Annotated in this window: 8 protein-coding genes; 3 read left to right on the top strand and 5 right to left on the bottom strand. The window is 62.9% G+C overall.

The window, feature by feature from the left end; all coding sequences use genetic code 11:
• The 3 genes from H5P28_RS15310 to H5P28_RS15300 form a co-directional block, all read right to left on the bottom strand.
• Nucleotides 1-257 (bottom strand): hypothetical protein (locus tag H5P28_RS15310; protein ID WP_185676588.1); only part of this gene is annotated, 257 nt, incomplete at its 3' end.
• Nucleotides 247-1,107: a RecB family exonuclease gene (locus tag H5P28_RS15305; RefSeq protein ID WP_185676587.1), complete on the bottom strand. Its 861-nt coding sequence runs from the start codon at nt 1,105-1,107 to the stop codon at nt 247-249. The genes H5P28_RS15310 and H5P28_RS15305, both read right to left, overlap by 11 nt.
• The gene (locus tag H5P28_RS15300) at nt 1,104-1,616 is read right to left on the bottom strand and encodes a hypothetical protein (protein WP_185676586.1); all 513 of its coding nucleotides are present in this window, start codon (nt 1,614-1,616) and stop codon (nt 1,104-1,106) included. Before H5P28_RS15300 ends, H5P28_RS15305 begins: the two co-directional genes overlap by 4 nt.
• 397 nt (nt 1,617-2,013) lie before the next feature.
• Here H5P28_RS15300 and H5P28_RS15295 point away from each other — a divergent pair, with 397 nt between their 5' ends.
• From H5P28_RS15295 to H5P28_RS15285, 3 genes are all read left to right on the top strand, one after another.
• A complete protein-coding gene (locus H5P28_RS15295) occupies nt 2,014-2,925 on the top strand; it encodes an alpha/beta hydrolase (RefSeq protein WP_185676585.1) in 912 nt (303 codons plus the stop codon).
• 236 nt (nt 2,926-3,161) lie between these two features.
• Nucleotides 3,162-4,040 carry a glycosyltransferase family 2 protein gene (locus tag H5P28_RS15290; protein ID WP_343075484.1) on the top strand — a complete coding sequence of 293 codons (879 nt, stop codon included), beginning with the start codon at nt 3,162-3,164 and terminating at the stop codon, nt 4,038-4,040.
• Nucleotides 4,037-5,029 (top strand): NAD-dependent epimerase/dehydratase family protein, encoded by a 993-nt coding sequence (locus H5P28_RS15285; protein ID WP_185676583.1) that lies wholly within the window; start codon nt 4,037-4,039, stop codon nt 5,027-5,029. The genes H5P28_RS15290 and H5P28_RS15285 overlap by 4 nt, the downstream gene beginning before the upstream one ends.
• Nucleotides 5,030-5,057: 28 nt before the next feature.
• Here H5P28_RS15285 and rfbA read toward each other — a convergent pair whose 3' ends face one another.
• Together rfbA and rfbB are read right to left on the bottom strand one after the other, a co-directional pair.
• On the bottom strand, nt 5,058-5,927 hold the full coding sequence (rfbA, locus tag H5P28_RS15280; protein ID WP_185676582.1) for a glucose-1-phosphate thymidylyltransferase RfbA: 870 nt from the start codon (nt 5,925-5,927) through the stop codon (nt 5,058-5,060).
• A gap of 34 nt (nt 5,928-5,961) precedes the next feature.
• Nucleotides 5,962-7,071 carry a dTDP-glucose 4,6-dehydratase gene (rfbB, locus tag H5P28_RS15275; RefSeq protein ID WP_185676581.1) on the bottom strand — a complete coding sequence of 370 codons (1,110 nt, stop codon included), beginning with the start codon at nt 7,069-7,071 and terminating at the stop codon, nt 5,962-5,964.
• Nucleotides 7,072-7,157: the final 86 nt, after the last annotated feature.

Genomic DNA, 7,157 nt, shown 5'->3' with positions numbered 1-7,157 from the left:
CGAGGGTGTAGCAGCTCAGTCCGACGAGCAGCAGTCGCAGGATCAGGTTCACGGTTGTCCTTTTGCTTGAGTTTGGCCTGGGTGATGAGGCTCGCTCCCCAGATCAGGGAGCAGAGCACCGACGAGCCTCCGAGGACCCGGAGCGCCCCGGCGAGGGGCCCGAAGTCCACCGGGGGCGGCGAGGCGGGTGGCGGTCCGCACTGGCAGGCGACCGCCACCCCCACGGTGAGCAGGACGAGGATGAGGTTAGGCCACATCGTTGCCTCCCCTCCAGCGGGCGCAGGGTCCGCGGTACGGACACCAGCCGCAGTGCATGCCCGGCTGCGGATGCCAGCGCTCGTGATAGACCCCGTCCACCATGGCCTGGGCCATGCTCCAGAAGCGCTCCCGGGCAGCCTCGTCGGCAGGCGGGAGTCGGTGGACGATGACCTTGGGCGTCTTCGTCTTGACGAGGAAGACCAGTTCGCGGGCCGAGACGGGTTGTCCGGTGGCCTCCTCGATGAGCAACTGGTAGGCGCACAGTTGCCCCTCGTGCAGGAAGGCCTCCAGCTCGACGTTGGGGGTGGCGGCGACCGTCTTGAAGTCGCACACCACCGGGCCGTCCGCAGCGGACAGAACCAGGTCCACGTAGCCCAGCAGGGGCGAGGGCAGCTCCGGGAAGTCGTCCTGGAGCTTGACCTCGACCCCGATGGGCTTGGCTTCGGTCTGGGCGTGTTCGCTCTCGCAGTAGGCCCGCAGGAGGGACTCGCCCTTGGCCAGGGTGGTTTCCCGTTCCTCCTCGGCGAAGGAGACGGAGGCCTCCTGCTCGTGGGCGGCGAAGGCCGTCTGGTAGCTGGCGAGGACCGCCTCGGTCGAGGCATCCCCGCCGCGCCAGCGGGCGATCCAGTAGGCCTGGATGCCCGCGTGGACGGCCTTGCCCAGGTGCAAGCTCACGCTGCCCGGCTCCGGCAGGCCCAGCACGCGCTTGAAATAGAAGCGCAGGGAGCATTGCAGGTAGTCGCGGATGGACGAGGGGCTGACGTGGGCCAGCGCCCCGTCGCTGGAGCGCAGCGGGAAGGCCACGACATCCGCCGGGGGGCGGTGGTCGGGATCGGCGGGCCGGATCATGGCGCCCTCCCGGTTGGGGCCGTGCGACGGGTGCTGCCCCGGCGTGGGGAGCGAGCGGCCTGGCCCTTGCCCCCGTGGCGTTCCAGTAACTCGTCGATCAGCCCGGAGGCTTCGAGTTTGTTGAGGGAGCGCACGCCCTTGCCGAAGCGTTGACGGGCCAGTTCGTTGATGGCCTGCTTGTCGAGGGCGTGTTCTTCTACGAGCCTGAGGATCAGCTCACGCTGTTTGGGTGAGCAGGTCCAGGTGTCCTCGCCGGTGGGCGGTGGCGAGGACGGGTCCGCCTGCGACGGGGTGGTGGTTGAGCCCGGCTGCCTGCCTTGCGGCAGCCAGCCGGTCTGTTGGAGTTCGCGGTCCACGGAGGTTTGGAGCAGGCGGTACACCCGCTCCGACTCCTCTGGGACCTGGTTGATGTCGCCCAGCTCCGCCCGGATCGTCACCCCGTACTGGTGCGACGAGTACCCCGGCAGTCCGAGCTTCTTGCAATAGTTGGCCTCCAGTACGATTGCCATGAGGGCCTCCTTTCCTGGTTCATCGACCGGTCCAGATACAATAAGACCCGGGCGGCGGTCGATCCGCCCCGGGTCTCAGATAACGGAACCTTCCGCTATCAAAAGTATATAACGCAGAAATGGGGCAAGTTGCCGGTGGAGGGGCGGCGGTAGATGCCGCTTCGACGGGACCATACAAAATTCGTCGCAAGCTCTGACCGGATTGCCCAACTGACCTGTAATACCAGAAGGCACCCACATCATCCATAAGTGCTCCTGTAAATCTCTCTCCTTCGCCGAAATTGAGAAGCTCAATAAAAAGCTTTTTTCTGACTATCTGAAAGCTGTATGCTGATTTACGACCTCGGCATGTTTGCCCCAAGCCACTGCCCCCCCCCCTCCCCCCCAAAAAATAAGCATGAAAACACACCTCTGCGCAGCCCTTACCCTCGCGCTTGCCATGACGCTGAGCCTGGCCGCCACGCCACGCTCCGGGGAGATCGTTCTCCCAATAACGACGGCCGGCGAAGCCACTCCGCCCCCCGAACTGGTAACGTATCGGCAGAAACATCTCGATGACCGCGGCCTAAACCGGACCATTCGCGACATTTCCCAGCCCACCCTGAACCTCTTCCTGCCCGAGCATCCCCTGCCAGGCCATCCTGCCGTCGTCATCTGTCCCGGCGGCGGCTATGCTGCCGTGGTTTATGATCGCGAAGGACTGGCCATCGCCCGCTACCTCTCCTCGCAAGGCGTGGCGGCTGCCGTCTTGAAGTACCGCCTGCCCGCCCCGGACGCAACCGGCGACGGCCTGCCCCGGAGCCAACAGGACGCCCTCGCGGCCATTCGCTACCTGCGGGACCACAGCGCCGATCTCGACATTAACCCTGACCGGATCGGGATCATGGGCTTTTCCGCCGGAGGCCACCTCGCCGGTTCCACCGCCGTCTTTGGCACGAGGGAGGAGGGAACCCGCCCCGACTTCGTCGCTCTGGTTTACCCGGTCGTATCCATGAGCGACGACATCGCTCACCGCGGCTCCCGCGATAACCTGCTCGGCAGCGCCCCCTCCGAGCAGCGCCTGATTGATTTCTCCCTCGACCGGCGCGTCACCGGCGACTGGCCGCCGTTCTTTCTCGTCCATGCCACAGACGACAAGGTCGTTGTCATCGAGAACAGCGAACGCCTGGCCACCGCCCTCAAAGAGCACGGCGTGCCCACGGTCTGGATGCCCGTCTCAAGCGGGGGCCACGGCTTCAGCTTGGGGCGAACTCCCGAGTCCTCGGTCTGGAAAGAGCGCTTCATCGAGTGGGTCGGCCAGTTGGACTGACCCAAGCTGCGCCCGAAGTCGCCTTGCCCAATATCCAAATTGCTCTCGTCTCGCTCGTGACAGGTTATTCGCAGTGTTCTAATAACGAACAAGGAAGACTGACCGGAATCCTTTGTTGTAAAAATAACGTAACAAACAAGTTGCTGCGACCGAATATAATGAGAGGGCAAGAGCGTGGTCGATTCGTTGCCCTCTGCCTGATTTGACGAGGTTTTTCTTGTTGCCTGTAATCAGGCATGCCGGTAGTTCCTTTCGCTTTTCCAGAAGCAGATCCGACCATGAAAGATACTCAGAGTCCCTTGGAGCGGGTGCCGGCGTCAGGCACGCCGGGTTCCGTTAACAAACGTACCTCCAATAGCTTAACTCTGTCTATCGTAACTGCCACCTATAATAGCAGCGCTTTCGTCAAGGATTGTGTCGCCTCCGTCCATGCCCAGACATTCGCACAGATAGAGCATATCATCATAGACGGTGCCTCCAGTGATAATACCCTGGAAATAATCAATACCGTACCGAACCGTATATCCCAGATAATATCCGAACCGGACAAGGGCATATACGACGCTATGAACAAGGGCATTTCCGCCTCCAGCGGAGACATAGTAGGAATCCTCAACTCCGACGATTTCTACGCCGACGAGAGCGTTCTGGAAAAAGTCGCGGACACCTTTTGCCAGACCGGATGCGACGTCGTGTTCGGCAATCTCGACTTCGTCAGCCCGAATGACACCTCGCGTGTCCTGCGCCACTGGAAATCCTCCCCCTACCGCCCCGGCAGCTTCAAAAGCGGCTGGCATCCGCCCCATCCGACTTTCTTCGTGCGCCGCGAACTGTACGAACGCCACGGCCTTTTCGACATTTCCATGAGCGTATCGGCGGACTTCGAACTGATGCTCCGCTTTATGGAGAAGCACCATGCCCAATCGAGTTACCTCGATCAGACCATGGTCAAGATGCGCTACGGCGGGCACAGCACCGGGTCCATCCGGGAGATCATCCGCGGCAACAGACAGATCATGCGCGCCTTTCGCAATAACGGTATTTCCGTCTCCCCACTCTACCCCGCCGTACGGCTTCTGCCGAAGCTCAAACAGTTTATCACCCGGCAGTCATGAAAAATATTTGCCTCATCGGTGCATCCGGCTTTGTCGGCAGCCGCCTGATCGAACTGATCAAGGACGACTGCCAACTGAGCAACTTCGACAAACGCGAGAGCGTCTTTTACCCGGAGATCACGGTGAGTGGCGATGTCCGGCACCAGGAGGAGCTCGACCGGGCGCTGGCCGGGCAGGACTCGGTCGTGCTGCTGGCCGCCGAGCACCGGGACGATGTCAGCCCCACCTCGCTCTACTACGATGTCAATGTCCAGGGCACCAGAAACGTGCTCGCCGCCATGGACAAGAACGGCGTCCGCAACATCATCTTCACCAGTTCCGTCGCCGTTTACGGACTCAATAAGGAAAACCCCGCCGAGGACCATCCCGCCGATCCCTTCAACCACTACGGTAAAAGCAAATGGCAGGCGGAAGAGGTCTTGCGCGCCTGGCACCAGGCCCGGCCGGAGGAACGTTCCCTGACCATCATCCGCCCCACGGTCATTTTCGGCGAGCGCAACCGCGGTAACGTTTATAACCTGCTGCGACAAATCGCTTCGCATAAATTCCTCATGGTCGGCAAGGGCGAGAATTACAAGTCGATGGCATACGTGGGCAACATCGTCGCCTTCATCCGGCACCACCTGAATAACCAACAGCCGGGGTATCAGGTTTTCAACTACATCGACAAGCCCGACCTCAGCATGAACGGCCTCGTCGCCCAGGTGGAAAAAAGCCTCAACACGCAGGTTCCTTCCGTCCGCATTCCCTATTGCCTGGGGATGCTCGGGGGGCTCTCCTTCGATGTACTGAGTAAGCTCAGCGGCAAGAAATTTCCGGTCAGCGCAGTGCGCGTCAAAAAATTCTGCGCCACCACCCAGTTCGACGCTACCCGGGCCCATAGCTGCGGTTTCCAGGCCCCCTACACGCTGGCCGAAGGACTCAACCGCACGCTCCAATACGAGTTTGCTGACGGACACAAGGACGACATCGTCTTCGTCAGCGAGTAGGACCCAGCCCGACTTTTAAACTCCGGCGCTATAGCAGTGTCCGCAGATACGCCCCGTAGGAGGATTTCCCCATGCGGTCGATTTGCCGCCGGAGCGTATCGGAGTCGATCCAGCCCTGGCGGAAAGCGATTTCCTCCAGGCAGGCGATTTTGAGGCCCTGGCGCTTCTCAATCGTCTCGACAAAAGTCCCCGCCGCCAGCAAGTCCGCGTGCGTGCCCGAGTCCAGCCAGGCTGTCCCCCGGCCAAGCTGTTCGACACGCAGTTGCCCGGCCTCCAGATAGAGGCGGTTCAGGTCGGTGATCTCCCGTTCGCCCCGGGCCGAGGGCCGCAAGGTCCGCGCCAGAGCGACCGCCTGCCCGTCGTAGAAGTACAGGCCCGGTACGGCCAGATTCGAGCGCGGGCGCTCCGGTTTTTCTTCCAGCGAGAGCACCTGGCCTCCGGCATCCAGTTCCACCACCCCGTAGGCGCGCGGATCGGCCACCCGTGTGGCGAAAATCGTCGCTCCCGTCTCGCGGGCCGCCGCCTGCCGAACGGTGCGGATGAGGTCGTGCCCGTAAAAGAGATTGTCCCCCAACACCAGCGCGGAGGGTCCGTCCGCCAGGAAATCCGCCCCCAACAAAAACGCCTGCGCCAGCCCGCCCGGCTCCTGCTGGCCGGTGTAGGTGAAGCTCAGCCCGAACTGGGAACCGTCCCCGAGCAGCCGCTCGAACAAGGGCCGGTCCTGCGGCGTGGTCACGATGAGGATCGCCCGAATGCCCGCAAACATGAGCACCGAGAGCGGGTAATAGATCATCGGCTTGTCGTGGACGGGCTGGAGCTGCTTGCTCACGGCCAGCGTCAGCGGGTAGAGGCGGCTGCCGGTGCCCGCCGCCAGTACGATGCCTTTGCGCGTTTTCATGGACGGAGTTTTTGATGGAAAATCAGGCAACAGCTTAGTCGCCCGGCCCGTCCGCAGGCAAGCTTGCGGCGCGGCCCCTTGCCGCAGTCACACCCCAAGCGCCCGGCGTACCCGGCACATCCATTCGCGCCAGCGCCGCCTCCCACCAGTCGCGGTTTTCCAGGTACCAGAGCACCGTCTCGCGCAACCCGCGCAGAAAATCCGTCCGGGGCCGCCAACCCAGCTCCTCCCGCGCCCGGCTCGCGTCGATGGCGTAGCGGCGGTCATGGCCGGGGCGGTCCCCGACAAAGGAGATCAGCCGCCCGTGCGAGCCTTGCGGCGAGGGGGCCAACTCGTCCAGCAGGGCGCAGAGAGACTGCACGAGGTCGATGTTGCGGCGCTCATTGTCGGCCCCGATGTTATAGGTCCGCCCCACCCGGCCACACTCCAACGCGGCGTAAAGCGCCTCGGCGTGGTCGGCGGCGTGGAGCCAGTCGCGGACGTTCTCGCCCCGGCCATAGACCGGGATCGGCTCGCCGCGCAGGGCCTTGATAATCGTGACCGGGATCAGCTTTTCGGGGAACTGCCAGGGGCCGTAGTTGTTCGAGCAATTAGTCACAATAACCGGCAAGCCGTAGGTCGTGTGCCAGGCCCGCGCGAGGTGGTCGGCGGCGGCCTTGCTGGCCGAATAGGGCGAATGCGGCTCGTAGGGCGAGCTTTCCGTAAACGCCGCCCCTTCCGGCCCGAGCGAACCGTAAACCTCGTCCGTCGAAACATGCAGGAAGCGGAAGCTCTCCCGCGCCGGGCCAGACAGCCCCTCAAAATACGTCCGAGCCTGCTCCAATAGGCGGAAGGTGCCGACGATATTGCTCTGGATGAACGCCTCCGGCCCGGTGATGGAACGGTCCACATGCGACTCCGCCGCCAGATGGATGACCGCGCCGGGCTTTTCCCCGGCGAAAACATCGGCCAGCGTCCGGCTGTCGGCGATGTCCGCCACCACCAGCCGATAGCGGGCCGCGTCCGTCGCGGCGGGCACAGGGGATGGGTTGGCGGCGTAGGTCAGCTTGTCCACATTGACCACCCCGTGCCCGGTCTCCCGCAGGAGGTAACGCACCAGATGCGTGCCGATAAAGCCGCTGCCGCCTGTGACGAGGATGGTCATGCTCAGGGAAAATAAAGAGATTTAACAGGAAGAGCGGAAAGAACGATAAGCAAGAACGGAAGCATGTCCTTCCTCACTTCCCGGCC

Origin of the sequence: Ruficoccus amylovorans (assembly GCF_014230085.1) — a bacterium.
In the GTDB taxonomy this organism is placed as follows: domain Bacteria; phylum Verrucomicrobiota; class Verrucomicrobiia; order Opitutales; family Cerasicoccaceae; genus Ruficoccus; species Ruficoccus amylovorans.
Note: the sequence above shows the minus strand (reverse complement) of the source record. Positions and strands in the feature narration are given on the sequence as shown.

Bases quoted from the DNA above. Each gene is read 5' to 3' on its own strand.
- H5P28_RS15295 (WP_185676585.1), top strand. From the start codon at position 2,014: ATGAAAACACACCTCTGCGCAGCCCTTACCCTCGCGCTTGCCATGACG.
- H5P28_RS15305 (WP_185676587.1), bottom strand. From the start codon at position 1,107: ATGATCCGGCCCGCCGATCCCGACCACCGCCCCCCGGCGGATGTCGTG.
- rfbA (WP_185676582.1), bottom strand. From the start codon at position 5,927: ATGAAAACGCGCAAAGGCATCGTACTGGCGGCGGGCACCGGCAGCCGC.
- H5P28_RS15300 (WP_185676586.1), bottom strand. From the start codon at position 1,616: ATGGCAATCGTACTGGAGGCCAACTATTGCAAGAAGCTCGGACTGCCG.
- H5P28_RS15285 (WP_185676583.1), top strand. From the start codon at position 4,037: ATGAAAAATATTTGCCTCATCGGTGCATCCGGCTTTGTCGGCAGCCGC.
- H5P28_RS15290 (WP_343075484.1), top strand. From the start codon at position 3,162: ATGCCGGTAGTTCCTTTCGCTTTTCCAGAAGCAGATCCGACCATGAAA.
- rfbB (WP_185676581.1), bottom strand. From the start codon at position 7,071: ATGACCATCCTCGTCACAGGCGGCAGCGGCTTTATCGGCACGCATCTG.